Source organism: Pseudomonas brassicacearum (genome assembly GCF_003732175.1).
In the GTDB taxonomy this organism is placed as follows: domain Bacteria; phylum Pseudomonadota; class Gammaproteobacteria; order Pseudomonadales; family Pseudomonadaceae; genus Aquipseudomonas; species Aquipseudomonas brassicacearum_G.
Genome location: NZ_MOBI01000009.1, coordinates 6,879 through 32,925 on the forward strand (window position 1 = coordinate 6,879; position 26,047 = coordinate 32,925).

Consider the following 26,047-nt stretch of genomic DNA (forward strand, 5'->3'; position numbering starts at 1 on the left):
GCAACAGGAACTTCTTTGGAGTCCGTCACCTTGGTGATGACCGGCGCCACCACCGCAGCAGCCTTAACGGTATAGCTTCGCACCTCCGAGAGGTTCGCCTTGCTCTCGTCATCAACCTGATCAAACGCAACCTTGTACTGAAGCGTCAGGACCGATTCATTGGCCAACAGCTTCAGTTCACTATAAGGAGCAGGTACATCGATGTAGCCAAGGGTGATCCAATCCGTATCAACCTCGTCCTTGAACAGATCTTTTTCGTAATGGGTGCCATCTGCGTTCTTGCCATTCAGCTTGATCCAGCACAATTGCCCTTCTGCAATCAGCGGCCAGAGACTAATGCGCACCGTCCTGTCGTCGGTGTCGGTGGTCAGGTCCAGTACGGGCCCGGTACCGTCGTCATCCTTCCCAAAGATCACCCCCGCCTTCAGCTCCTCCGGCGCAAGGTCGAGCACGTTCAACTCGAGCACCTCGGAGGTTACCGGTGTTTCACCATCGCGGAAGACGGTGTATTTCACCGTTACCTTCTGGTTCAGATTAAACGCGACGACCGAGGATTCCAGATTCAAGGTCCTGAGATTTGGCGGCCCGAACAGCAGCTTGGGACTGGTGTACGAACCGCGCGGTTCGTCATTGTTCCAACCCTTGAATTCAACGGAGAACTCATCAATTTCCGGCAGCCCCTGCGACAACCTCTCTATTAATGCGGTCAGCCGATTATTGTCTATGTGGACCCTCATCGGGTCCAGGTTGGTGCCATCCGACTCCGACTGCCTGATGCTCAGTTTTTTAAGAAGAGGCGGGATAGGATCGGCAGCGCGTGTTTTGGGAGCGGTTTCTTGAGCAGTCATGGGCAAGGTCCTTCTCGGAGGTATCGCCGCAACATGCGCGGCAGCGTTGACGCTCATCTAACACCCGGCTCCGAGTCGCTGGCCACTGTCAGAAATAACAGGTAGGCGCTGGTTTCCGACCAATGGTAGAGACGGTATCACCAGGACGCTCACCGGCTCTTGCACGCGCCAAAACGAAAAAACGCCCCAGAGGGGCGTTTTTCATGACGGCTGGGCCTGCTTGATTACTTCAGGACAACAGCGCCTTTCATCATCGAGTTGTGGCCCGGGAACGAGCAGAAGAACTGGTAGCTTTCGCCAGCGGTCAGCTTCGATACATCGAAGGTCACTGAGTCTTTCTCGCCGGCACCGATGATTTTGGTGTGAGCGATGACGCGAGTGTCACCCTCTTTCAGGTAGTTCTTGTCGATGCCGGCGGCCATGCCATCGGTAGTGATGCCAGCCATGTCTGCGGTCTTGCTCAGCACCCAGTTATGACCCATGACGTTCTTCGGCAAGCTGCCGGAGTGGGTCAGGTTGACGGTGAAGGTTTTGCAGCTCTTGTCGATGGTTATCTCCTTCGTGTTGAAGGACATCTGATCGGTGGAGTCGACATCGACCTTGCACTCTGCAGCCATCAATTGGCTGCTGGCCAGTGTCAGCAGGGATACCGCAACGAGTTTGGCAAACATGGTGAATCTCCAAGGCAGGGTTAACAAAATCCGTATCGCGTAAAGACTGCCTGAAATTTTTGAAAGTGCCTATGACTTGCATCAAGAATTGTATACAACTTTCAGGCTATGACATTGATCGAAACAATTAACCGGCCAGACGTCTGACGCGCACCTATGATCGGTTTGTCATCCCATTCTGGAGCGCCCGTCATGTTCTTCAATAGCCTGTTGTGCAGTTTGCTCGCGGCCTACGCCTGTGGTGCCAGCGGCACCTATGAAAGGCCTCGATGCGAGGATTAGCCCTTGGAACACCCACGGTCAGCCATTACTCTGGGGTCATCACTGACCATGGAGTAAAGCATGTCTTTAGCGTCTGTTTGTGTATTTTGCGGCGCCAGCACAGGCACTGACCCGGTGTATCGGGAAGCGGCGATCGCCCTCGGCCAGGCGCTGGCCCGGCGTAAGCTGACGCTGGTGTATGGCGGCGGTGCTGTCGGCTTGATGGGCATCGTGGCCGATGCGGCTCTGGCGGCGGGTGGCGAAGTGATCGGGATCATCCCCGAAAGCCTGAAGAACTCAGAAATCGGCCATACCGGCCTGACGCGTCTGGAAGTGGTCGACGGCATGCATGCACGCAAGGCGCGCATGGCCGAGCTGAGCGACGCGTTTATCGCTCTGCCGGGCGGCCTCGGTACGTTTGAAGAGCTGTTCGAAGTCTGGACCTGGGGCCAGCTCGGTTATCACGGCAAACCGCTGGGACTGCTGGAAGTGAACGGGTTCTACAGTAAACTCACTGCATTTCTTGATCATGTCGTCGGCGAAGGCTTCGTTCGCGAGCATCACCGTGACATGCTGCAAATGAGCGAATCGCCGCAGGATCTGCTGGATGCACTGGATGCCTGGCAACCGTTGGTAGCACCAAAATGGGCCGGGCAAAAACCCAGCTAACCCTTGCCCCCGGTTTAAAGGCAGAATACGCGCCGCTCAACCTCACCTTCGACCCCAGAGGATCGCCCATGGCTAAACCTAATTACTCCTTCGCCAAACGTCAAAGAGACTTGGCCAAAGAGCAGAAGAAAGAGGAAAAGTTGCAACGCAAGAAAGCTGCCGCCGATGAAGAAACCGGCGCACTGAACCCCGATGCAGAAGGTGAAGTGGTTGCTGATGACGCTGTTGAAGCACCGAAAGATCAGGCGCCCGACGCCTGAGACCCACAGGGTTTGATGTTCTGATCAAACCCACCGGATCTGTGTCCAGGGTCGGCAGTCATGCTGCCGACCCTCACAGCCTCCACAATCGACTTGCACAAATCCCCAAAGCACAACCCACCCGACATTGATCGGCTGAGAACCTGTGGCGAGGGAGCTTGCTCCCGCTCGGCTGCACAGCAGCCGTAAAACCAGCGAATGCGTTTTACCTGATACGCCGCGCGTGCAGGTTTTGGGTCCGCTGCGCGGCCCAACGGGAGCAAGCTCCCTCGCCACAAGAAACCTGCGCATTCAAGAACCGCGTTCATCCAATGGCATCACGGTCACCCGCACTTCCGGGTCATGGCTGCCGCCGCCCAGTATTACTCCACGCAATGGCGAGACATCGGAGAAGTCCCGGCCCCAGGCCAGGGTGATGTGCTCCAGCGCCGGTTGCACGTTGTTGGTCGGGTCGAAATCAACCCAGCCCAGCACCGGGCAGAACACCGATACCCAGGCGTGGGACGCGTCGGCGCCGATCAATCGTGGCTGGCCCGGTGGTGGCTGAGTCAGCAGGTAACCACTGACATAACGCGCCGCCAATCCGCGGGAACGCAAGCAGGCGAGCATCAGGTGCGCAAAGTCCTGACAGACCCCGCGCCGACGTTCCAGCACTTCCACCAGTGGCGTCGCGACCTGGGTCGCCTCGGCGTCGAAGGTGAACTCGCTGAAGATTTTCTCCATCAACGCCTGAACGCCCAGCATCAATGGACGGCCCAGCGGAAAACAGCTTTCGGAGAATTCGACGAAGCTGCTCTTCAAGTGCACATACGGCGACTCAAACCGATAGCGACAGGCGTCCAGTAGCTGCAGAGCAATCGGCTGACTGCTGTAGGTCAACGCGCTGCGAGTCATGTCCCAGGCCGGCGATTGATTGAAATCGCGCACTGGCCGGGCCAGCACTTCGACCGTCAGCCGGGCATTGACCAGCAATTCGTCGTGAGGCCGTTCAAACGCCAGCCGGGTCAGCGGATTGCCGAACACGTCCAGCTCATCGCGGCGTGAGGTCGGCTCCGGGCTGATCTGCAATTGCTGATCGATGCAACGCTGCCAGGCGCAATGCCGAGGCCACAAATGGGCGAGCTGCTGGGCCAGCGAGACCGGGCTGTCGTAGTGATAATGGGTGTCGTGGAAAATCTGGTAACGGGCGCTCATCAGACGGACACCGTACGTTGGCTGACATCATCGACATGGGCAAAATGCCGCAACGCAAGGCGATCCGACACCTGATTACTGACATCGGCGATTTCTTGCAGCAGATCCGCCAAACCATCGAGGGCTGCGCGAACGCTGCTTTCACCGAACAACGCGTTCTCCAGACAACCGAGATCGAATCGCGCCAGACGCTCTACCAACCCAGGTAACGCCTGCTCGCTCGGCACACCAGAATCGTCGTTCAGGCGTTTGAGGGTGCGCGTCACCAGTTTCAGCTGAAACAGCACCGCGTGAGGGTTCTGCTCATCGAGCAGCAACACATCGAGCACTGGAATCAATTGCGCCACCGCCAGATAGCGGGAACGGTAGGTGATACTGCTGTTGCCCAGCTCCAGCAGCCATTCCAGCCCGGCCTGATCAAAAGCTCCGGCGCCGCGCAGGAACGCTGCCAGGCTGCTGCTGAGGAACTGCAATCGCTCGATCCGCCGCCCGATCATCAAAAAGCGCCAGCCTTCGTCACGGGTCATGTCATCCAGCGCAAAGCCCGACAGCGCCGCGAGCGACATCACCAGACGGTTTAGGAAATCCAGCAACTCGCCAAAATCCGGCTCTTCGGTTTCCAGCTCCGTGGCATCGCGCTGCAACTCCACCAACGCCTGCCAGTTCTCTCGTGAGAGTTTGCCGCGTACCTGAGACGCCGCCCACTGCAAGCGTTGCAGGTTGGAACGCAGGCTGAAAGACCAGTCATCACCGCGCAATGCCGTCAGCAAACGCTCGGGCAATTCACCTTCGTCGGGCAGCAGCATCAGGCTTTCACCGAGATCGACCGCAGCCTGCAAGGCTTGCGGATCGTCGCCGTCGACGTAACGCGTGAGCATGATCCGCAGCAGCCGCGCGCTGTCGTCGCAGCGCTCGCAATAACGACCGAACCAGAACAGGTTTTCGACCACCCGCGACGGCAGGTAGGGATCGCGTCGCACCAGATCGTGCACGCCGAGGGTTCGCTGGGCTTTCCATTGCTCGCCCATCGGCGCTCGCTCACCCAACACCCAGGTGTCCTTGCTTGCGCCGCCGCGCTGCATCGACACCACTTCGGCATCGGCCTCGGCCGCGACCCGGGTCAAGCCACCGGGCAACACCCGATAGCCGTCTTGACTGGCCACCGCGTAAACGCGCATGCCAATGGCCCGAGGCTGCAACTGACCGTCTTCGGCTTGCCAGATCGGCGCCTGCGACAGCTGCGCCAGTTCTTGCGCCACATAGGCATAAGGCCGTGCCTGCATGCGCTCAGCGAGTTCCTGGCGCTGTTTTTCACTCAAGTCACGGCCCAATACCGAGGTAAAGCTCTGCGAGGGGAACGCTGGCTTGATCAGCAGCTCAGGCATTTTCTCCAGCGCCTGCGCCAACACCGGAGGCTCGCCGCACCACCAGGTGGCAATGGACGGCAGGATCAGTTCTTCGCCGAACAGGAATTGATTGATCTTCGGCAGAAAACCCAACAGCCCCGGCGACTCCAGCACGCCGCTGCCCAAGGCGTTGGCCACCAGCACCCGCCCCTGTCGCACCGCATCAAGCAGGCCCGGCACGCCGAGCGCCGAGTCGGTGCGCAACTCCAGCGGATCGCAGAAATCATCGTCGAGCCGACGCATGATCGCGTGAACCCGACGCAGGCCACTCAGGGTTTTCAGGTAAACCGTGGCATCGCGCACGGTCAGGTCACCGCCTTCAACCAGTGGATAACCCAATTGGCGAGCCAGATAAAGGTGCTCGAAATAGCTCTCGTTGAATCGCCCCGGCGTCAGCAACACCACCAGCGGCACTTCATCGGCACTCGGTGCCTGACGCGCGAGGGTTTCCTGCAAGGTACGGAAGAACCCGGCCAAATGCTGCACCTGCAAATCACGGTACAACTCCGGAAAGGCCCGCGACACGATGGTGCGGTTTTCCAGCGCGTAACCGGCACCGGATGGCGCTTGAGTCCGATCCGCCGTGACCCACCAACGTCCATCGGGCGTGCGCGCCAGATCCACCGCGTACAGATGCAAAAAGACCCCGTCCGGCGGCTGAATGCCCTGACAGGGCCAGAGAAAATTGTTATGACCGAACACCAGTTCTGCCGGCAGCAGGCCTTCGGCAATCAAGCGCTGCGGGCCATACAGATCCGCCAATACCGCGTTGAGCAAACGCGCACGCTGGGCGATCCCGGCGGACAACTGCTGCCACTCATCAGCCGCCATCACATGAGGCAGCAGGTCCAGTTCCCATGGACGATCAGCGCCTTTGGGGTCGGCGTAAACATTGTAGGTGACGCCGTTTTCCTGAATCTGTCGTGCCAGCAAGGCTTGCCGTTGCAGCAGTTGCGCGGGCGTGCTGCGTTGCAACTGATCGAACAGCCGTCGCCAGTGCGGGCGCACGGCACCGCTATCGTCGAGCAACTCGTGATAGGTGCCCGCCGTAAGCGGGTAACGGTCAAGCAGGTCAGGCATGGAAAGCTCGGCAGCCAGCAATGAAAAGTCAGATTAACGCAGACCTTTGACGCCCGGATAGACGAAAAATCCGGACGTCGTGTCTGATTCAGAAACGTCGTAAATCGAGCGTCATCGGCAGCTCGTCGTTAAGGGTCAGCGTTGGCACCGGCAAGGTTCCCGGGCTGTGGCCGAGACGGAAGAACCGCGCCATCCGCCGGCTCTCGGCCTCATTGGCGTTCACCGGCAGGCTGTCGTAATTGCGCCCGCCCGGATGCACGACATGGTACTGACACCCACCCAGCGAGCGCTGCATCCAGGTGTCGAGCAGGTCGAACACCAGCGGCGCATGCACCGGGATGGTCGGTTGCAGGCAGTTAGCCGGTTGCCAGGCGCGAAACCGCACGCCGGCAACAAACTCACCGCCCCGCCCGGTCGGTTGCAGCGGTACCGGGATGCCGTTGCAGGTCAGCACATAACGCTGCGGCGCCAGGCCTGTGAGCTTGACCTGCAAACGCTCCAGCGACGAGTCGACATAACGCACCGTACCACCGGCCGAGCCCTCCTCACCCAGCACATGCCAAGGCTCCAGCGCCTGACGCAGTTCCAGCTCGATGCCGCTGACCGCGTAATCGCCGACCTTGGGAAAGCGGAACTCCAGATGCGCGGCAAACCACTCGGCGCGCAGCGCATAACCAGCGGCGTTGAGGTCGACGATCACATCGGCGAAGTCCTGCTCGATGAAGTGCGGCAACAGGAAACGGTCGTGCAACTCGGTGCCCCAACGCGCCAGCTTGGACGGTGCATACGGCTCGCGCCAGAACCGCGCCACCAGCGCCCGCAGCAATAGTTGCTGAGCCAGGCTCATGCGCGCATGGGGTGGCATTTCAAAGGCGCGCAGTTCCAGCAGACCGAGGCGCCCGGTGGCGCCATCCGGCGAATAGAGTTTGTCGATGCAGAACTCGGCGCGGTGGGTGTTGCCCGTGACGTCGATCAGCAGGTTGCGCAGCAAGCGGTCTACCAGCCACGGAGCGCACTCTTCGCCGGGCGCTGGCATTTGCGCAAAGGCGATTTCCAGCTCGTACAACGCATCGTTGCGCGCTTCGTCCACCCGTGGTGCCTGCGAAGTCGGGCCGATGAAAAGACCGGAAAACAGGTAGGACAGCGACGGGTGGTTATGCCAGTAGCTGATCAGACTGCGCAGCAAATCCGGACGCCGCAGAAACGGTGAGTCGGCCGGCGTCGCGCCTCCGAGGACGAAATGGTTACCGCCGCCCGTGCCGGTGTGCCGACCGTCGATCATGAATTTCTCGGTGGTCAGCCGGGTTTGGCGCGCCTCTTCGTAGAGGAATTCGGTGCGCTCCACCAGCTCGTCCCAACTGGCGGACGGCTGCACGTTGACCTCGATGACGCCGGGGTCCGGAGTAATGCGGAAGTTGCTCAGGCGTGGATCGCTCGGCGGTTCATAACCTTCCAGCAACACCGGGCAATGCAGTTCCTCGGCGGTGGCTTCGATGGCGCTGACCAGTTCGAGGTAATCCTCGACGCGTTCCAGCGGCGGCATGAACAGGTACAACCGCCCTTCCCGAGCCTCGGCGCAGAGCGCGGTGCGGGTCAGCCAGTCGGCGGATTGGTCGATTTTCGGTGTGCGCTCTTCGGCGCTGGCCGACTCGCCATGGTTCTGTAACCGGGCTGCGTCAGGCAATTCCGGCAAATCCTGATTCGGGTCGACCGGGTGCACGAACGGATACTCCGCCGCCGTCACCCACGGTTGCGAAGCCAACGGCAAGCGATAACCCAGCGGTGAATCTCCTGGCACCAACCGGCAATGGCTGTCACGCAGGTACCAGCGACCGCTTTGCCATTGATCGCCCTTGGCGGTGCGCGCCAGTGGCAGCACTTGGCCAATCACCTTGTCCAGACCTTGACTGAAGACCTTGTGCAGTCGGGCGCGCTCTAGCTCATCCGCCAGCCGCGAGTCTTCGGCGCTGACGTTGACCGGCAACGCACCTTCGCGCCAGAGGTAGTAGAGGTTGTCTTCGTAGGCCGGAAACACAAAGCGCGCAGGCAGTTTCAAACGCTCGGCGACACTCGCCAGAAAACGCCCGGCCAATGTGCCATCGGTGCCGTAGTCTTGCTGTTCATCGGCAATCAGCGCGCTGTTGTTCCAGATCGGCACGCCATCTCGCCGCCAGTAGCAGTTCAGCGACCAGCGCGGCAGTTGCTCACCGGGGTACCACTTGCCCTGGCCAAAATGCACCAGGCCCTTGGGTCCGTAATGCTTGCGCAGGCGCTGGAACAGCCCGGCGGACAGTCGACGCTTGTCTGGGCCGAGCGCGGCGGTGTTCCACTCGGCACCGTCCGGGTTGTCGATGGAGACAAACGTCGGCTCGCCGCCCATGGTCAGGCGCACATCGCCTTCTTGCAGGTCGGCGTCGATCTGCCGGCCCAGTGCCTGGATCGCCAGCCACTGGTCTTCGGTGTAGGGTTTGGTAACGCGTGGGGCCTCCCAAATCCGCTCGACCGACATTTCGTGGCTGAATTCACACTCGCACGGTTCGACCAGACCACTGATCGGCGCCGCGGAGGACGGATCGGGGCTACAGGCCAACGGAATATGCCCTTCGCCAGCAAACAGCCCAGAAGTAGCGTCCAGGCCGATCCAGCCGGCGCCCGGCAGATAAACCTCACACCAGGCGTGCAGGTCGGTGAAGTCCACCTCGGTGCCGGAAGGACCGTCGAGGCTTTTGACGTCAGCGGTGAGCTGGATCAGGTAACCGGAAACAAATCGCGCCGCCAGCCCGAGGTTGCGCAGCAGTTGCACCAGCAACCAGGCCGAATCGCGGCAGGAACCCGATGCGTGTTCCAGAGTGTATTCGGGGGTTTGCACGCCCGGTTCCATTCGGATCAGATAGCCGATGTCTTCGCTCAGCCGCTGGTTAAGGGCCACCAGAAAATCCACGGCGGGCAGCGGCGTGCGGTCGATGCCTTCAAGGTAGGCCTTGAACGTCGGCGTCAGCGGCAGGGTTTCCAGGTACGGCGCCAGTTCACGCTGTTCATCGGCGGCATAGGAGAAAGGGATCTTTTCCGCGTAGGGCTCAAGGAAGAAGTCGAACGGATTGAACACCGCCATCTCGGCCAGCAGATCGACTTCGATCCGCAGCTCCGTGGTTTTCTCCGGGAACACCAACCGCGCCAGGTAATTGCCCTGAGGGTCTTGCTGCCAATTGATGAAGTGCTGCTCTGGCGACACTTTCAACGCATAGGAAAGAATCCGCGTACGGCTATGGGCCGCCGGGCGCAAGCGAACGATCTGCGGACCGAGCTCGACAGCGCGGTCGTAGCGGTAATGCGTAACGTGGTGCAACGCGACATGAATCGACACGGCGTGCCTCCTGCGAGCCTAAAGCGTATTCGAAAGCGCGCAAGACTTATGCCACCCAGCAGCGCCGGCGCTTTCACAGATTTGCCTAGGGCAGTACAGCACCAAAATCGGGCGATGCGGGAATTGGGTTCTGGCTTGTTGCACGCAGATGTAGCAAGCCGCTGCTGCGTGGGCTCACAGAGCGTGCTTGAGGCTCGCTTCGAGGCGTTTGAGTCGCTGACGGATTCGGGCGCCCACTTGCAGCACCTTGATCCCACGCTGGTAGCGACGCGTGCTCATCAAGTACAAGCCGATCAGCGACGGCACAGCGGCTATCCAGACAAACCCCAGATGATTCGCCTCGATCATCGCCAGCAACGTGATGGACAGACAAAACACCAACATCGTGAACAACCCCCAGACGGCGTTGGGGTAACCACGAATCAGCGCAACGAGACACGCGGACATCACCACGACACCTCCCATCATGGCGAAGATGAAGTACTCCATCATCGGATAGTCGTGTGGGAAAAATACTTCGTCGAAGACCGAACCGGTCAATGACATGGCGAATGTCGTCATCATCATGACCGCGATATGAATCCAACCATAGCGTCGCACATAAGGTTGCCAAGCCAGCCAGTGGGCGAACTTCAACTGCATGAGTTTGTCGGCGGTGAGTTGCTGCGCGGAGGATTTCTTGCGGCGGGCCACGGCGTTCTTCCTTGAGTTGAAAACTTGAGCAATCACTTACTTGTGATAGATGGCGAATGAGGTCTCGCCGGGGTTGGCACTCGGCCATTCTACAGAATGCAGAACGCCAACACGAATGTTGGCGTTCTGTTCAGCTCAAGTGAAGCTTAGCGCGGTACAACCGGCTTACGCGCAGGCTTGGGCCCTTTACCTTTGGCGGCGTCCTTGCGTTCCTTGGCGGCCTGTTGGTTGCGGGCGAACGCCGCGGCCTTGGCCTGTTCACGCTTGTCCCACGGGTTACCACCATCGCTGGCACGCGGCGGCAAGCCGGTGTGTTGCGTGAGGATTTTGGTGGTCTTCTCGCCGGCCACTTTATGGCTACCGGCTGGCGTCGAGTTCTTGCGACGGGCGCTCTGGTAGCTATCGGTGGCCGGCTGATGCAGCGGGATCAACTGGTTCTTGCCCGGACCAATCAGGTCAGCACGGCCCATGCGGGTCAACGCTTCACGCAGCATCGGCCAGCCTTTCGGATCGTGGTAACGCAAGAACGCCTTGTGCAGACGACGCTGCTCTTCGCTCTTGACGATGGTCACGGCGTCACTCTTGTAAGTGACCTTGCGCAACGGGTTCTTGCCCGAGTGATACATGGCGGTGGCGGTGGCCATCGGCGACGGGTAGAACGCCTGCACCTGATCCGCACGGAAGCCGTTGCCCTTGAGCCACAGGGCCAGGTTCATCATGTCTTCGTCGGTGGTGCCCGGGTGGGCGGCGATGAAGTACGGAATCAGGTACTGCTCTTTCCCGGCTTCCTTGGAGTACTTCTCGAACATCCGCTTGAACTTGTCATAGCTGCCGATGCCCGGCTTCATCATCTGGTTGAGCGGACCTTCCTCGGTATGTTCCGGGGCGATCTTCAGGTAACCACCGACGTGGTGGGTCACCAGCTCTTTGACGTATTCCGGCGACTCGACCGCAAGGTCGTAACGCAGGCCGGAGGCGATCAGGATCTTCTTCACACCCGGCAAGGCACGGGCGCTGCGATACAGCTGGATCAGCGACGAGTGGTCGGTGTTGAGGTTCGGGCAAATGCCGGGGAACACGCACGACGGCTTGCGGCACGCGGATTCGATTTCCGGGCTCTTGCAGGCAATGCGGTACATGTTCGCGGTCGGGCCACCGAGGTCGGAAATGACGCCGGTAAAACCTGGCACTTTGTCGCGGATCTCTTCGATTTCGCGAATGATCGACTCTTCGGAGCGGTTCTGGATGATCCGGCCTTCGTGCTCGGTAATCGAACAGAAGGTACAGCCGCCGAAGCAGCCGCGCATGATGTTCACCGAGAAACGGATCATGTCGTAGGCCGGGATCTTCTCCTTGCCATACGCCGGGTGCGGAACACGGGCGTAAGGCATGCCGAACACGTAGTCCATTTCTTCGGTAGTCATCGGAATCGGTGGCGGGTTGAACCAGACGTCGACTTCACCGTGCTTCTGAACCAGCGCGCGGGCGTTGCCCGGGTTGGTTTCCAGGTGCAGCACGCGGTTGGCGTGGGCGTACAGAACGGCGTCACCACGAACCTTTTCTACCGATGGCAGACGGATCACGGTCTTGTCGCGGGTCATCCGCGGGCTCGCCAGAATCTGCACGACCTTGGCTTCTTCCGGATCTTCAACCGGCCCCTTCTCTTGCTCGATGGCGCAGGCCTGGGTGTCCTGGGTATTGACGTACGGGTTGATGATCTTGTCGATCTTGCCCGGACGGTCGATACGCGTGGAATCGACTTCGTACCAGCCTTGCGGCGTATCGCGACGAATGAACGCGGTGCCGCGCACGTCGGTGATGTCTTCGATCTTGTGACCGTAGGACAGACGCTGGGCAACTTCGACGATCGCCCGCTCGGCGTTGCCGTACAACAGAATGTCGGCGCAGGCGTCGATCAGGATCGAGTTGCGCACCCGGTCCTGCCAGTAATCGTAGTGCGCGATGCGGCGCAGGGAAGCTTCGATGCCACCGAGAACAATCGGCACATTCTTGTAGGCTTCCTTGCAGCGCTGGCTGTAAACCAGGCTGGCGCGGTCCGGACGTTTGCCTGCCAGGCCACCGGGGGTGTAGGCGTCATCGGAACGGATTTTCTTGTCGGCGGTGTAACGGTTGATCATCGAGTCCATGTTGCCGGCCGCGACACCGAAAAACAGGTTCGGCTCGCCGAGCTTCATGAAGTCGTCTTTGGACTGCCAGTTTGGCTGAGCAATGATCCCGACGCGAAAGCCCTGGGACTCCAGCAGCCGGCCGATGATTGCCATGCCAAACGACGGGTGGTCGACGTAGGCATCACCGGTGACGATGATGATGTCGCAGGAATCCCAGCCGAGCTGATCCATCTCCTCCCTGCTCATCGGCAGGAATGGCGCTGGACCGAAACATTCGGCCCAGTACTTGGGATAGTCAAATAACGGCTTGGCTGTTTGCATGACGATGACCGGTGTTGAGATGAAAAATCGCGGGCGCGGAATATAGCACAAAATTTAACCAATTCCGACCACCATGGTCGGAAATCGGTGTCGCCTCATCGCGAGCAGGCTCGCTCCCACAAGAACGACACTATCCCTGTGGGAGCGAGCCTGCTCGCGATGAGGCCCTTTCAGGCGCTAAATAACTTACTCGTCGTCGTCGAAGTTATAGCTGCCCGGTGCAAGGTTTTCGAATCGGGTGTACTTGCCGATGAAGGCCAGGCGGATAAAGCCGATCGGGCCGTTCCGCTGCTTGCCGATGATGATCTCGGCGATGCCTTTGTGCTCGGTTTCCGGGTGATACACCTCGTCCCGGTAAACGAACATGATCACGTCGGCGTCCTGCTCGATCGCTCCGGATTCCCGCAAGTCGGAGTTCACTGGCCGCTTGTTCGGCCGCTGTTCGAGGGAACGGTTGAGCTGGGACAGCGCCACCACCGGGCAGTTGAATTCCTTGGCCAGGGCTTTCAGGGAACGGGAGATTTCGGAAATCTCGTTGGTCCGGTTGTCGCCGCTGGAGCCCGGGATCTGCATCAGTTGCAGGTAGTCGATCATGATCAGACCGATCTCACCGTGTTCGCGCACCAGACGGCGGGTCCGCGCACGCATTTCCGACGGACTGATGCCGGCGGTATCGTCGATGAACAGCTTGCGATCGTTGAGCAGGTTGACCGCCGAGGTCAGGCGCGGCCAGTCGTCGTCTTCCAGGCGACCGGCCCGGACCTTGGTCTGGTCGATACGACCCAGCGACGACAGCATACGCATGATCAGCGATTCGCCTGGCATCTCGAGCGAGTAAACCAGTACGGCCTTCTCGCTGCGCAACACGGCGTTCTCCACCAGGTTCATCGCAAAGGTGGTTTTACCCATCGATGGACGGCCGGCGACGATGATCAGGTCAGACGGTTGCAGGCCGCTGGTCTTCTCGTCGAGGTCGGTGTAACCGGTCGACAGGCCGGTGATGGCGTTGTCGGTGTTGAACAAGGTGTCGATGCGGTCGATGGCCTTGGTCAACAGGTCATTGACGCTCACCGGACCGCCGGTTTTCGGGCGGGCCTCGGCGATCTGGAAGATCTGCCGCTCGGCTTCGTCGAGAATCTCGGCGGCGGTGCGGCCTTCCGGGTTGAAGGCGCTGTCGGCGATTTCGGTGCTGATACCGATCAACTGGCGCAGGGTCGCTCGCTCACGAACGATCTGGGCATAGGCCTTGATGTTGGCGACCGACGGCGTGTTTTTTGCCAATTCGCCCAGATAACCGAGACCGCCGACTTGCGAGGTCTGACCTTCCTTGTCCAATTGCTCGGCAAGGGTCACGACGTCGATCGGCGAGTTCTGATCGGCCAGCTTGGCGATCGCGCGGAAGATCAGGCGGTGGTCATGTCGATAGAAATCACCGTCCGAGACCTGATCGAGCACGCGCTCCCAAGCGTTGTTGTCCAGCATCAGACCACCGAGCACAGCCTGTTCGGCCTCGATGGAATGCGGCGGCACTTTCAGCGCGGCGGTTTGCAGATCGTATTGCTCAGGAGCGGAGATATCGTTCATGGCCACTTGGGTTCTTTAGGAAAAGCAGGGGTTGTAAAAAATCAGGAACTGCAGAAAGACAAAGGGCACGACCTGTAAACAGGATCGTGCCCGATGTTACCGGCAAGCACCCGAGGGTGCCAGCCGACAAGTACTTCTTAAGCTGCTACCACGACAACGCGTACGGTGGCTTCAACTTCAGCGTGCAGGTGCACGGCTACGTCGAATTCGCCTACGTTGCGGATGGTGCCGTTCGGCAGACGAACTTCGCTTTTTGCAACTTCAACGCCAGAGGCGGTCAGTGCATCAGCGATGTCGTGGGTGCCGATCGAACCGAACAGCTTGCCTTCGTCACCGGCGGTGGCAGTGATAGTCACTTCCAGCTCAGCCAGTTGGGCAGCGCGGTTTTCAGCCGAAGTTTTACGGTCGGCTGCGGCTTTTTCCAGCTCAGCGCGACGCTCTTCGAACGCAGCCAGGTTGGCAGCGGTCGCAGCGGTAGCTTTGCCGTAAGGCAGCAGGTAGTTACGACCGTAACCAGCCTTAACGTTCACTTTGTCACCCAGGTTGCCCAGGTTGGTGACTTTTTCCAGAAGGATCAGTTGCATGTGAAAATCCTCTTAACTTTTAACCTTCACCGTTCGCGCTATCGACGTCTTTCGGCGTCAAACGACCGCGAAAATCAATCAGGCTGTCGACAATGGCCAGGACCACCAGCAACGGATAGATCAGCTGCATAAACAGCAACAGCGTTACGTACAACCCCACCAGCCAAAACTTGGCCAGTCGCTTTTCAGCCACCAGCCCATGAATCAGGGCCAGCCCGGCGAACACCAGCGGTACGCTGCACAACGGCGTCAACATGGCCAGCTGGGAACCGAAGTTCGGCCCCAGAAGCATGCACGCCAGCAGCAACATCGCCGGCCCCAGCGGGATTCGGATGGCGCGAAACTCGCGACCAAAACCACCGGGGTTGTACAACAACGCCTGCCAGTAGCGCCCGACAATCAGGCTCAGCACACTGACGATTTGCAACAAGGCCGCTATCAGGCCGGTCAGGACCGGGGCAATCAGGGCGGCGAGACGCGCTCGCTCCTCTACCGACAATTGCTGGTAGAGGTCACCGAGGGCCAGTGGCAGGATCTTTACCAGCTCCTGCGACAGCATCTCGATCTGAGGGCGGTAAGCCGCACCCAGCACCACAGAAAACACCAATCCCATCGCTATGCTGACCAGCAGCACGCGGCTCCAGGACTCACTTGCGCGCAAAACCAACGCAAGGCCCGAAGACCCCAGCAACACCATGAGTGCGCGTGGATCATCGGAATACAGCCACCAGATCAATGCCGGCAGTATTCCCAGAGCAAGAACGCCAAGGGCGTCCTTCAATCCGCGCCGCAGCAGCACAAGGCTCCCGGCGGCAGCACCCAACCAGTACAACAACGGCAATGCCGCGCATCCAGCCACTACGAGAGTGGCCTGCATACGACCGCGCATGATGAACTCAGCTATGGCGCGCATGCATTCAATCCTTTGCTACGTGTCGACTGCCCGGTCTCAGCGGCCGTGGCTGTCGGTGTAGGCCAGCAGGGCCAGGAAGCGGGCGCGCTTGATAGCGGTGGCCAGCTGACGCTGATAACGAGCTTTGGTACCGGTGATACGGCTTGGAACGATTTTGCCGGTCTCGGATACGTAAGCTTTCAGAGTGTTGAGATCTTTGTAATCGATCTCTTTCACGTCTTCAGCGGTGAAGCGGCAGAATTTACGACGACGGAAGAAACGTGCCATGTAATAGGCTCCTCAAAAGGTCCGTGGATTACTCGTCAGCGTTATCGCTGTTGTCGCTGTCATCACTGTCAACGCTTTCAGCGCCTTCGTGCTCAGGACGGTCGCGACGCTCACGGCGCTCACTGCGGTTTTCTTCAGCCTTGAGCATCTCGGATTGGCCGGTAACGGCTTCTTCGCGACGGATGACCAGGTTACGGATCACTGCATCGTTGTAGCGGAAGTTGTCTTCCAGCTCGGCCAGGGCCTTGCCAGTGCACTCAACGTTCAGCATCACGTAGTGAGCCTTGTGAACATTGTTGATTGCGTAGGCCAGTTGACGACGGCCCCAATCTTCCAGACGGTGGATTTTGCCGCCGTCTTCTTCGATCAGCTTGGTGTAACGCTCAACCATGCCGCCGACTTGCTCGCTTTGATCCGGGTGGACCAAAAAGATGATTTCGTAATGACGCATGAATGCTCCTTACGGGTTGTAGCCTGCCGCTCAAAAGCGGTCAGACAAGGAGTGAATGACACTTATGGACTTGCCGGCGATGGACACATGCGTGCCTGCCGTCACAGCAAGGGGCGCAATTGTAGAGAAGGGACAGAAGCGGCGCAAGGCAATTGGTGATTATTTGAACAATCACCACAGCATGATCGTTCCCACGCTCCGCGTGGGAACGCCGCCATGGACGCTCTGCGTCCGCTTGAGAGTGACGCGGAGCGTCACGGGATGCATTCCCACGCAGAGTGTGGGAACGATCAGTTGAGGCTCAGGACTTCTTGGCGGTTGCGGCGGCTTTGACGCCGCGCTGGCGCAAGGCTTCGAACAGGCACACCCCGGTAGCCACGGAAACGTTGAGGCTGCTGACGCTGCCCGCCATCGGTAAACGCACCAGATAGTCGCAAAGATCACGCGTCAGGCGACGCATTCCGCTGCCTTCCGCGCCCATGATCAGGATGGTCGGGCCGGTCAGGTCTTGCTGATACAGATCCTGCTCAGCCTCCCCCGCCGTACCGACAACCCACAAGCCACGCTGCTTGAGTTTTTCCAGGGTGCGCGCCAGGTTGGTCACGGCCACCAACGGAATCACTTCCGCGGCACCACAGGCGACTTTACGCACAGTCGGCGTCAGGGTGGCTGACTTGTCCTTTGGAACGATCACTGCCAATGCACCCGCCGCGTCGGCAGAACGCAGGCAAGCACCGAGGTTGTGCGGATCGGTTACGCCGTCGAGCACCAACAGCAGCGGTGCGCCTTCGGTACGGTCGAGCAGCTCGTCGAGCATTGCCTCGCCCCAGACCTGACTTGGGCTTACCTCCGCCACCACGCCCTGGTGCACGCCTTCAACCCAGGCATCCAGCTCACGACGTTCGGCCTGACCGACCGCAACGCGGTTTTCGCTGGCCAGCTCGATCAGCGTCTGAACGCGCGGATCACTGCGACCTTCGGCCAGCCAGATCTGCTTGACGCGTTTCGGGTGGTGACGCAGCAACGCTTCTACAGCATGCACGCCGTAGATTTTTTCCAACTGACTCATGACTTGGCCTTAGGTTTACGCGCCCCGCCGCTTTTGGCTGGAGCCGAGCCCGCTTTTGGCGGGCCTTTGCGGTGTTTACTTGGTTTGGCTGGCTTGCCGCCGGAGGCCTTTTCAGGCGCCGACCGTCCGGCCTTTCCCCCAGACGCCGCTTTACCGCCGCTCTTCGCTTCGGCCAGCAACGCCTGCTTCATTTCACGACTTTTACGTACTTCGGCGTTTTTCGCCGCCGCATCGCTCGGACGATAAGCTTCGACCGCTTTTTCCTTCGCTGGACCACGACGACCGGTTTTGGCCGGTGCCGGCTCAGCAGCAGTCTTGGCAGCAGGCGCCGAGGTTTCTGCACCACGCTTCTTGCGGCCAATCGGCGCGCTGATGGTTTTTTCAGCCATCTCGAAGTCGATCTTGCGCTCGTCCAGGTCCACCCGCATCACGCGCACTTCGACGGTATCGCCGAGGCGGAAGCTGCGACCGGTACGTTCACCGGCCAGGCGGTGATGCACAGGGTCGAAGTGGTAGTAGTCGCCCGGCAAAGCGGTCACGTGGACCAGACCTTCGACGTAGATATCGGTCAGCTCGACGAACAGGCCAAAACCGGTCACCGCGGTGATCACACCCGGGAACGACTCGCCCACGCGATCTTTCATGAACTCGCACTTGAGCCAGTTCACCACGTCGCGGGTCGCTTCGTCGGCACGGCGCTCGCTCATCGAGCACTGCTCGCCGAGCTGCTCCAGCGCCGCTTCGTCGTACGGATAGATGCGCGCTTTCGGAATGGTCATCGCCCCGGCACGACGCACGTGTGGCGTGTCTTGCTTGGAGTGGATGACACTGCGAATCGCCCGGTGCGTGAGCAAGTCCGGGTAACGGCGAATCGGCGAGGTGAAGTGGGTATAGGCTTCATAATTCAGGCCGAAGTGGCCCTGGTTATCGGCGCTGTACACCGCCTGGCTCAACGAGCGCAGCATGACGGTCTGGATCAGGTGGAAATCCGGACGATCCTTGATACCGGCCAGCAACGCCTGGTAATCCTTCGGCGAAGGGCCGTCCTTGCCTTTGTGCAGGGACAGGCCGAGCTCGCCGAGGAAGGCGCGGAGTTTTTCCAGACGCTCCGGTGGCGGACCATCGTGAACCCGGTACAGCGCAGGGATTTCGTGTTTCTTCAGGAATTCAGCGGTAGCCACGTTGGCCGCCAGCATGCATTCCTCGATCAACTTGTGCGCGTCGTTGCGCACAGTCGGACGGATTTCGGCGATCTTGCGCTCGGAACCGAAGATGATTCGGGTTTCCTGCGTTTCGAAATCGATTGCGCCACGCACATGACGGGCCGCCAGCAACACCTTGTACAGCGAGTAGAGCTGTTTGAGGTGCGGCACCACGTCGGTGTATTCGCCACGAAGCTGACGAGCCTCGGTGGTTTTCGGCTGTTCCAGCATCGCGCTGACCTTGTTGTAGGTCAGGCGGGCGTGGGAGTGAATCACCGCTTCATAGAAGCAATAGTCGGTCATCTCGCCGGATTTGGAGATGGTCATCTCGCAAACCATGGCCAGGCGATCGACATGCGGGTTCAGCGAGCACAGGCCGTTGGACAACTGCTCAGGCAGCATCGGCACCACGCGCTCAGGGAAGTACACCGAGTTGCCGCGCACCTGGGACTCGGCATCCAGCGCCGAACCGATCTTCACGTAGCTGGAAACGTCGGCAATCGCCACGTACAACTTCCAGCCGCCGGAGAACAGCCGCAGCTTGCCCGGCCTCGCTTCGCAGTAGACCGCGTCATCGAAGTCGCGAGCATCTTCACCATCGATGGTAACGAACGGCAGATGACGCAGGTCGATGCGTTTCTCTTTGTCTTTCTCTTCGACTTCCGGCTTGAGCTTGGCGGCTTCTTTGAGCACTGCTTCAGGCCAGACGTGAGGAATGTCGTAGGTCCGCAGGGCGATATCGATTTCCATGCCCGGCGCCATGTAGTTGCCGACCACTTCCACCACATCGCCTTGCGGCTGGAAGCGCGGGGTCGGCCAGTGCGTGATCTTCACTTCAACGAATTGGCCGATATTGGCGTTGGCGTTACGACCCGGGGTGACCAGCACTTCTTGCTGGATCTTCGGGTTATCGGCCACCACAAAGCCGATGCCGCCTTCCTCGAAGTAACGACCGACGATGCTTTCATGAGCACGCGAGACCACTTCGACGATCACGCCTTCGCGGCGACCACGACGGTCGAGGCCGGAAACCCGCGCCAGCGCACGGTCGCCGTCGAACACCAGACGCATTTGCGCCGGGCTCATGAACAGGTCGTCACTACCGTCGTCCGGGATCAGGAAGCCGAAGCCGTCACGGTGACCGCTGATGCGGCCCAGGATCAGGTCGAGCTTGTCTACCGGCGCATAAGTGCCGCGACGGGTATAGATCAGTTGAGCATCGCGCTCCATGGCGCGCAGGCGGCGGCGCAGGGCTTCGATCTGGTCTTCTGTGGTCAGACCAAACTCTTCGACCAGTTGCTCGCGGTTAGCAGGCGAACCCCGATCAGCAAGGTGCTGAAGGATCAGTTCGCGGCTAGGAATAGGGTTTTCATATTTTTCCGCTTCACGAGCGGCCTCGGGATCGAGGGACTGCCAATCGGCCATTAGAGAGTTTTCACCTTGTCTATATGCGGGTTAGTTTGGCATAGGCGTAATGAAACGGGAAATTTCAGGCTCTTGGAGGCCCTAAAAGGCCCTTCCGCCGCCTGGAAAGACTGCATCAAGCACCGCTCGTAAAATTTTCCAGGTTTTTTTGAGTTCAGGGGTTTACAGTTAAAAGGACGCTCCGTATAGTGCGCGCCATCGACGACGCAGACGCATGTCGATACTGCCCAGATGGTGAAATTGGTAGACACGCCAGCTTCAGGTGCTGGTGACCGCAAGGTCGTGGAAGTTCGAGTCTTCTTCTGGGCACCAATTTCGAGCTTGAGATTAGTTCAATTTCAAGGCTCACACAAAAACCCGCGAAAGCGGGTTTTTGCATTCTAACCATTTGATTTATTAAAACTAAATCAGGGGTTTACAGATCAAAACGCTCTCCGTATAGTGCGCCACATCAACAGCGGCAACGTTGCTGATACTGCCCAGATGGTGAAATTGGTAGACACGCCAGCTTCAGGTGCTGGTGACCGCAAGGTCGTGGAAGTTCGAGTCTTCTTCTGGGCACCAATTCAAAGTTCAAGGTCAACGATCTTGAATCTCACAAAAACCCGCGAAAGCGGGTTTTTGCGTTTCTGGCTTTCAAACATCTCAAGCCACCAGCCTTCCTGTGGCGAGGGGGCTTGCCCCCGTCGGCCGGTCCGCGTTCGGGCGAAGCAGTCGTATATCCTGAGAATGCGGTCTGGCTGAATGAATACTGGGGCCGCTTCGCGCCCCAACGGGGGCAAGCCCCCTCGCCACAAAGGTCCGCGCCAACCTCACTAGCAAACACTCGCCCGCCCCGCAAGACGCACTTGAGAAACAATATCGTTTATCATTGTTGCAAGTTTTTGCAATGCGACAGTGAGGAACCCAGCCAATGATGTTTCGAAATACCCTGCGCCGCGGCCTGACCATCACTCTGCTGGGGCTGACCCTGGCAACGCCATTCACCCAAGCCGCCGAAAAAGTTTCCCTGACGCTCTACAACGGTCAACACAAGGAAGTCGGCGACGCTGTCGCCAAAGCCTTCGAAGCCAAGACCGGCATTCATGTCAATGTACGCAAAGGCAGCAGCAACCAACTTGCCAGCCAAATCGTCGAAGAAGGCAATCGCTCGCCTGCCAACGTGATCTACACCGAAGAATCGCCACCGCTGAACAAGCTCGGCGAACAAGGCCTGCTGGCGAAAACCGACGCCGCCACGCTAGAAGTGCTGCCCAAGGATTACGTTGCCGGTAATGGCACCTGGATCGGCATCACTGCCCGGGTCCGCGTGGTCGCCTTCAACCCGAAACTGATCGACGAAAAAGACCTGCCCAAATCGGTGATGGAGTTCTCCGATCCGAAGTGGCAAGGCAAGGTTGGCTTCGTGCCAAGTAGCGGGGCGTTCCAGGAACAAGCCGTAGCGATCATCAAGCTGCACGGAATGGATGCCGCCGAAGAATGGCTGACCGGCCTGCGCGCTTTCGGCAAGGTCTACAGCAACAACATGGTGGCATTGAAGGCTGTGGAAAACGGCGAAGTCGCTAGCGTGCTGGTGAATAACTACTACTGGTTCGCCTTGCAGCGCGAAAAGGGCACGCTCGGCTCGAAACTGCATTACTTCACTGGTGGCGATGTTGGCGGCCTGATCACTGTGTCCAGCGCTGCCGTGCTCAAGTCCAGCAAACACCCGCAAGAAGCCCAGCAACTCCTCGCCTACATGGCCAGTGAAGAAGGTCAGCGCGTGATCACTCAAACCACTGCCGAATACCCACTGCGCAAAGGCCTGGAATCGAACCGCGGCCTCAAGCCGTTCAGTGAGCTGCAAGCGCCGAATGTCACCCCTGCCGACCTCGGCAACGCTGAAGCCGCACTGGACCTGGAACGCGACGTTGGCCTGAACTGATGAGCGCATCGCTGAGCGCCTCCGCATCACGCGGGGGATATTTACCACGGCGTAAACGGCCATCGATATGGCTGCTGTTGCCGGTATTGCTATTGGTCTGCCTGAGCCTGCTGCCGCTGTTGTATGTCGGGCTCAAAGCCTGGCAAGCCGGCTGGGCGCAAGCACTGCATCTGTTGTGGCGGCCGTATGTGTTTGGCCTGTTGCGCAATACGCTGCTGCTGCTGATCGGGGTAACGGTTGCCTGCGCGATCATCGGCCTGTCGCTGGCCTGGCTGCTGGAGCGCAGCAACTTGCCGGGTCGGCGCCTGTGGGGCGTAATTCTCTGCCTGCCGTTCGCCGTACCGGCTTTCATCAGCAGCTTCACCTGGGTGTCCCTGAGCGCCAGCTTCGAAGGTCTGGGCGGGGCGATTCTGGTGATGACCCTGTCCAAGTACCCGCTGGTGTTTCTGCCGGTGGCGGCGACGTTGCGCAATCTCGACCCGGCACTGGAAGAGTCCGCCCGCACCCTGGGGCAGAACCGCTGGGGCGTGTTCTTCAAGATCACCCTACCCCTGCTCTGGCCCTCGCTGCTGGCCGGGTCGTTGCTGATTGCCCTGCACATGCTGGTGGAGTTCGGCGCGCTGTCGATCATCGGCCTGCAAACCTTCACTACTGCGATCTATCAACAGTTCGAGCTGGAGTTCAGTAACGCCAACGCGGCGATGCTTTCGGCAGTACTGCTCGCACTGTGCCTGGTTCTGCTGTGGCTGGAGCTGCGGGTTCGCGGCAAAGGTCGGCATGTACGAATCGGCCAAGGCGCGGCGCGGCATGCCGAACAGGTTCGGCTAGGTGCGTGGTCTGCGGCCGGTCAGCTCTATTGCTTGCTACTGGCGATTATCGGCAGTGGAATTCCGCTGGGGATGTTGGCGTACTGGCTGGCTGTCGGTTCATCGGCCGCTTTCCCGGTGGCGGCGATCAGCGAAGCCTTGCTCTCGTCACTGGCGTTATCGCTGGGCGGTGCAGCGCTATGCCTGGTGCTGGCAGTACCGGTTGGCTTGCTGGTGGTTCGCTATAAGGGTCGCCTGGCGCTGTGGGCCGAGCGCCTGCCGTATCTGCTGCATGCGCTGCCAGGATTGGTGATCGCGCTGACGCTGGTGTACTTCGCCCTGCACTATGTGCCGGCGCTGTATCAGACTTCGGGCTTGCTGCTGATCGCCTATGCTTTGCTGTTTCTGCCGTTGGCTCAGGCGCCAATTCGTACGGCGCTGAACAAGGCGGCACCGCAATTGGAAGAAGCGGCGCGGACGCTTGGCGCTTCGTCGCTCAGCGCTTTTGTGCGGGTGACGCTGCCGATCATCTTCCCGGCGCTGGGTGCCGCGTTTGCGCTGGTGTTTCTGGATGCGATGAAGGAGCTGACGGCGACACTGCTGCTGAGTCCGACCGGACTCAACACCCTGGCCACAGAGGTGTGGGCACACACCGCGAATGTCGAGTTCGCGGCAGCGGCGCCTTATGCGGCGCTGTTGATACTGGTGTCGGGGCTGCCGGTCTATCTGCTCACGACGCGGATGTATTTGAGCCGCTGACATCGCCAATCGCGAGCAAGCTCGCTCCCACACTGATCTTTGGCGAACACATAACTTGTGAACAACAGAGATCAAATGTGGGAGCGAGCTTGCTCGCGATGGCGGTATCCCATGCAACAAATCAGGCCCGGAACTGCCCCAGGCTCGCTTTCAGCTGCGCCGCCAGGCTGTCCAGCACCTTGCCGCTGGCCGTGGTTTCCACCACCGCCTGCGCCGCACGCTCGGCCTGAGCATGAATGGTCTCGACCCGCCCACGCACCGCGTGCGCGCCTTTGGCCTGATGAGCTGCTGCCTGGGTCGCCAGACCGATGGCCGCATGTACCTGCTCGACAGAAACCTGCACCGACTGCTGCAAGCGCGCACTGTCGCGCAATACCAGCAAACCTTCGCTGGCCTGACGCCCTGCCTGCCCAATCGCCGCTACGGCCTCGCGAGCGCCTTGCTGCAACGCCCCGATGTGCGCCTGAATGTCGCCAGTCGAGCTTTGAGTCTTGCTGGCCAGCGCCCGCACCTCATCGGCCACCACCGCAAAACCACGCCCGGTCTCTCCGGCCCGCGCCGCTTCGATCGCCGCGTTCAACGCCAGCAAGTTGGTCTGCTCGGCGATCCCGTGAATCACCTCCAACACCACTTCAATTTGCTCGCTCTGCTGCGCCAGACGCTCGATGACTTTAGCCCCGGTATCAACCTGCCCGGCCAACGCCTCGATGAGACTGCCGACCTGCGCCGAGGTGCGGGTGTTTTCATCCGTTGCCTGACGAATATCCACCACCTGCTGCAACGCCGCCTGCATCGCATGGCTTTCGGCCTGTGCCTCGTCAGCCATTTGCGACAAGGCACGCAAGCTCTCCGCCACTTCATCGCGCTGGGATTTCGCCGCCGCATCGGCGCCGGCATTGCGCTTGCTCATGACACCGATTTCCACACCGGTACGCTGGGCCACGTCACCCGCCTCGCGAACGATCGGCTGCAACTTATCCACAAAGCGGTTGACCGCTGACGCCATGTCGCCGATTTCATCTTTGCTATTGATCTGCACGCGCTTGGTCAGGTCACCATCACCCGCGGCCAGATCCTCCATTGCCGCGATCAACAGCTTCAGGCGATTGACCACCCGTCGCCCAAGCACGACCGCCAGTAGCAGCAAGACACCGCAGCCGACCAGCGCCAGCGCCATGCCGATCCGCCAGCGCAAGGTTGCCGCCGCTTCCTGAACGGTGTTGGTGGTATTGGCTTTCATTTCGGTGGCCGTGGACTGCGCCGACTGCAAGCGCGAGCGCATGGCCGTGGCGCTATCAGCTGCAGCGCCCTTGAGGCTGTCGCCGACCAGCTGATCACTGCTGGCGATCAGCGCCGAGAAGCGCTTGTCGAGGGCTACCAGGTCTGTTTCCACCGACGCCGTGGAGACCCCCATCAGCACCTTGCCGATTTCCACGCCATTGGGGTTGATCGAGGCTTCGAGGTAGTAGACCGAAGGATCGTGTTTCGCCGCATCCAGCACTTTATCCAGCGCCCGCTCACCCTGGCCTTTTTCCAAAAGGGCCTGGTTGATCGGGTTTTCCCGGTTCAGGTAGCGGGTCAGGTGCTGGCCGGTGGCGTCGTCGTACACCACGAACAGCACATTCGGATTGCGCTGGGCCCGACGGGCGAATTCGGACAGCGTTGGAACATCGCTGTCCCACATCGCGCGGGGTGCGACCGACGCCAGGAGCTGAGCCATGTCATTGGCCGAGTCCTTCAGGTCCTTTTCCAGGGCCGCACGCAGTTGCGCCTGCTCGTCCTTGAGTCGCGAGGACAAACCGGCGGTCAGGCGCTGACGGGTACTGGTGGAGAGGTTATCAAGACTTGAGGTGACTTCACGCCCAGCCTGTTCGAGTTCGCCAGAGAGCTTCTGGCTATCGACGCCGAGACGATTGCCCAAATCGGCTTCCAATGCGGTCACGGTGCTCCGGGTCAGTGCGACAGCCACCAATACTTGCACCAACAGGGCGATACCAAGGGTAACGAACACGGGCCGCAACAAACGGCTTTGTAACAGTGAGAGAACGGCCGACACAGGAAATCCCTCTACTTGCACGCCATTAAATTGATGGCACTCTGGAACAGAGATTCACAGCAAAGGTCATGCCGTCCAACAGGCATAAACGACAAAGGACCCGATTAAGGG

At 59.9% G+C, this 26,047-nt stretch carries 18 protein-coding genes, 2 tRNA genes and 1 pseudogene; 6 read left to right on the top strand and 15 right to left on the bottom strand.

What is annotated here, in order from left to right; all coding sequences use genetic code 11:
- Window positions 1-848: pseudogene (locus BK658_RS29950) on the bottom strand (hypothetical protein); the annotation flags it as partial.
- 224 nt (window positions 849-1,072) lie between these two features.
- Complete coding sequence (azu, locus tag BK658_RS08085; protein WP_054595377.1) at window positions 1,073-1,519, bottom strand: azurin; 447 nt, start codon at window positions 1,517-1,519, stop codon at window positions 1,073-1,075.
- A 342-nt stretch (window positions 1,520-1,861) separates the two neighbouring features.
- Here azu and BK658_RS08090 point away from each other — a divergent pair, with 342 nt between their 5' ends.
- Both BK658_RS08090 and BK658_RS08095 read left to right on the top strand, forming a co-directional pair.
- Window positions 1,862-2,449 carry an LOG family protein gene (locus tag BK658_RS08090; protein ID WP_123581870.1) on the top strand — a complete coding sequence of 196 codons (588 nt, stop codon included), beginning with the start codon at window positions 1,862-1,864 and terminating at the stop codon, window positions 2,447-2,449.
- A 68-nt stretch (window positions 2,450-2,517) separates the two neighbouring features.
- A complete protein-coding gene (locus tag BK658_RS08095) occupies window positions 2,518-2,709 on the top strand; it encodes a hypothetical protein (protein WP_054595375.1) in 192 nt (63 codons plus the stop codon).
- Window positions 2,710-3,000: 291 nt separating this feature from the next.
- On the opposite strand, the gene BK658_RS08105 is transcribed toward BK658_RS08095, so the two are convergent.
- From BK658_RS08105 to rnr, 12 genes are all read right to left on the bottom strand, one after another.
- Entirely contained in the window at window positions 3,001-3,903 is a 903-nt protein-coding gene (locus BK658_RS08105; RefSeq protein WP_123581871.1) for a transglutaminase family protein, read from the bottom strand.
- Window positions 3,903-6,389, bottom strand: coding sequence for a circularly permuted type 2 ATP-grasp protein (locus BK658_RS08110; protein WP_123581872.1), 2,487 nt, complete (start codon window positions 6,387-6,389; stop codon window positions 3,903-3,905). The genes BK658_RS08105 and BK658_RS08110 overlap by 1 nt, the downstream gene beginning before the upstream one ends.
- Before the next feature lie 88 nt (window positions 6,390-6,477).
- Window positions 6,478-9,753 carry a transglutaminase family protein gene (locus BK658_RS08115; protein ID WP_123581873.1) on the bottom strand — a complete coding sequence of 1,092 codons (3,276 nt, stop codon included), beginning with the start codon at window positions 9,751-9,753 and terminating at the stop codon, window positions 6,478-6,480.
- Window positions 9,754-9,927: 174 nt separating this feature from the next.
- Window positions 9,928-10,446 carry a hypothetical protein gene (locus BK658_RS08120; protein ID WP_123581874.1) on the bottom strand — a complete coding sequence of 173 codons (519 nt, stop codon included), beginning with the start codon at window positions 10,444-10,446 and terminating at the stop codon, window positions 9,928-9,930.
- Window positions 10,447-10,592: 146 nt separating this feature from the next.
- Window positions 10,593-12,896 carry a YgiQ family radical SAM protein gene (locus tag BK658_RS08125; protein WP_090176228.1) on the bottom strand — a complete coding sequence of 768 codons (2,304 nt, stop codon included), beginning with the start codon at window positions 12,894-12,896 and terminating at the stop codon, window positions 10,593-10,595.
- Window positions 12,897-13,082: 186 nt separating this feature from the next.
- Window positions 13,083-14,480: a replicative DNA helicase gene (dnaB, locus tag BK658_RS08130; protein ID WP_019691515.1), complete on the bottom strand. Its 1,398-nt coding sequence runs from the start codon at window positions 14,478-14,480 to the stop codon at window positions 13,083-13,085.
- 137 nt (window positions 14,481-14,617) lie between these two features.
- On the bottom strand, window positions 14,618-15,064 hold the full coding sequence (gene rplI, locus BK658_RS08135; protein WP_008157007.1) for a 50S ribosomal protein L9: 447 nt from the start codon (window positions 15,062-15,064) through the stop codon (window positions 14,618-14,620).
- A 19-nt stretch (window positions 15,065-15,083) separates the two neighbouring features.
- Window positions 15,084-15,977, bottom strand: a complete 894-nt coding sequence (locus tag BK658_RS08140; RefSeq protein WP_123581875.1) for a YybS family protein — start codon at window positions 15,975-15,977, stop codon at window positions 15,084-15,086.
- Window positions 15,978-16,013: 36 nt separating this feature from the next.
- A complete protein-coding gene (gene rpsR / locus BK658_RS08145) occupies window positions 16,014-16,244 on the bottom strand; it encodes a 30S ribosomal protein S18 (RefSeq protein WP_002551829.1) in 231 nt (76 codons plus the stop codon).
- Between the two features lie 28 nt (window positions 16,245-16,272).
- The gene (gene rpsF, locus BK658_RS08150; protein ID WP_054595362.1) at window positions 16,273-16,695 is read right to left on the bottom strand and encodes a 30S ribosomal protein S6; all 423 of its coding nucleotides are present in this window, start codon (window positions 16,693-16,695) and stop codon (window positions 16,273-16,275) included.
- Window positions 16,696-16,996: 301 nt separating this feature from the next.
- Window positions 16,997-17,764 (bottom strand): 23S rRNA (guanosine(2251)-2'-O)-methyltransferase RlmB, encoded by a 768-nt coding sequence (rlmB, locus tag BK658_RS08160; protein WP_054595361.1) that lies wholly within the window; start codon window positions 17,762-17,764, stop codon window positions 16,997-16,999.
- Window positions 17,761-20,391, bottom strand: coding sequence for a ribonuclease R (gene rnr / locus BK658_RS08165; RefSeq protein WP_123581877.1), 2,631 nt, complete (start codon window positions 20,389-20,391; stop codon window positions 17,761-17,763). Before rnr ends, rlmB begins: the two co-directional genes overlap by 4 nt.
- A gap of 225 nt (window positions 20,392-20,616) precedes the next feature.
- On the opposite strand from rnr, the gene BK658_RS08170 reads away from it, so the two are divergent.
- From BK658_RS08170 to BK658_RS08185, 4 genes are all read left to right on the top strand, one after another.
- Window positions 20,617-20,703: transfer RNA gene (locus BK658_RS08170), tRNA-Leu, on the top strand.
- A 165-nt stretch (window positions 20,704-20,868) separates the two neighbouring features.
- A tRNA-Leu gene (locus BK658_RS08175) sits at window positions 20,869-20,955 on the top strand.
- A gap of 349 nt (window positions 20,956-21,304) precedes the next feature.
- Window positions 21,305-22,315 (top strand): extracellular solute-binding protein, encoded by a 1,011-nt coding sequence (locus BK658_RS08180; RefSeq protein ID WP_123581878.1) that lies wholly within the window; start codon window positions 21,305-21,307, stop codon window positions 22,313-22,315.
- Window positions 22,315-23,880: an ABC transporter permease gene (locus BK658_RS08185; protein ID WP_123581879.1), complete on the top strand. Its 1,566-nt coding sequence runs from the start codon at window positions 22,315-22,317 to the stop codon at window positions 23,878-23,880. Before BK658_RS08180 ends, BK658_RS08185 begins: the two co-directional genes overlap by 1 nt.
- A 121-nt stretch (window positions 23,881-24,001) precedes the next feature.
- Here the strand turns inward: BK658_RS08185 and BK658_RS08190 are convergent, their stop codons facing one another.
- The gene (locus BK658_RS08190) at window positions 24,002-25,936 is read right to left on the bottom strand and encodes a methyl-accepting chemotaxis protein (protein WP_123581880.1); all 1,935 of its coding nucleotides are present in this window, start codon (window positions 25,934-25,936) and stop codon (window positions 24,002-24,004) included.
- Window positions 25,937-26,047 lie beyond the last annotated feature (111 nt).

Bases quoted from the DNA above. Each gene is read 5' to 3' on its own strand.
- azu (WP_054595377.1), bottom strand. From the start codon at position 1,519: ATGTTTGCCAAACTCGTTGCGGTATCCCTGCTGACACTGGCCAGCAGC.
- BK658_RS08090 (WP_123581870.1), top strand. From the start codon at position 1,862: ATGTCTTTAGCGTCTGTTTGTGTATTTTGCGGCGCCAGCACAGGCACT.
- BK658_RS08095 (WP_054595375.1), top strand. From the start codon at position 2,518: ATGGCTAAACCTAATTACTCCTTCGCCAAACGTCAAAGAGACTTGGCC.
- BK658_RS08105 (WP_123581871.1), bottom strand. From the start codon at position 3,903: ATGAGCGCCCGTTACCAGATTTTCCACGACACCCATTATCACTACGAC.
- BK658_RS08110 (WP_123581872.1), bottom strand. From the start codon at position 6,389: ATGCCTGACCTGCTTGACCGTTACCCGCTTACGGCGGGCACCTATCAC.
- BK658_RS08125 (WP_090176228.1), bottom strand. From the start codon at position 12,896: ATGCAAACAGCCAAGCCGTTATTTGACTATCCCAAGTACTGGGCCGAA.
- dnaB (WP_019691515.1), bottom strand. From the start codon at position 14,480: ATGAACGATATCTCCGCTCCTGAGCAATACGATCTGCAAACCGCCGCG.
- rplI (WP_008157007.1), bottom strand. From the start codon at position 15,064: ATGCAACTGATCCTTCTGGAAAAAGTCACCAACCTGGGCAACCTGGGT.
- BK658_RS08140 (WP_123581875.1), bottom strand. From the start codon at position 15,977: ATGCGCGCCATAGCTGAGTTCATCATGCGCGGTCGTATGCAGGCCACT.
- rpsR (WP_002551829.1), bottom strand. From the start codon at position 16,244: ATGGCACGTTTCTTCCGTCGTCGTAAATTCTGCCGCTTCACCGCTGAA.
- rpsF (WP_054595362.1), bottom strand. From the start codon at position 16,695: ATGCGTCATTACGAAATCATCTTTTTGGTCCACCCGGATCAAAGCGAG.
- rlmB (WP_054595361.1), bottom strand. From the start codon at position 17,764: ATGAGTCAGTTGGAAAAAATCTACGGCGTGCATGCTGTAGAAGCGTTG.
- rnr (WP_123581877.1), bottom strand. From the start codon at position 20,391: ATGGCCGATTGGCAGTCCCTCGATCCCGAGGCCGCTCGTGAAGCGGAA.
- BK658_RS08180 (WP_123581878.1), top strand. From the start codon at position 21,305: ATGATGTTTCGAAATACCCTGCGCCGCGGCCTGACCATCACTCTGCTG.
- BK658_RS08185 (WP_123581879.1), top strand. From the start codon at position 22,315: ATGAGCGCATCGCTGAGCGCCTCCGCATCACGCGGGGGATATTTACCA.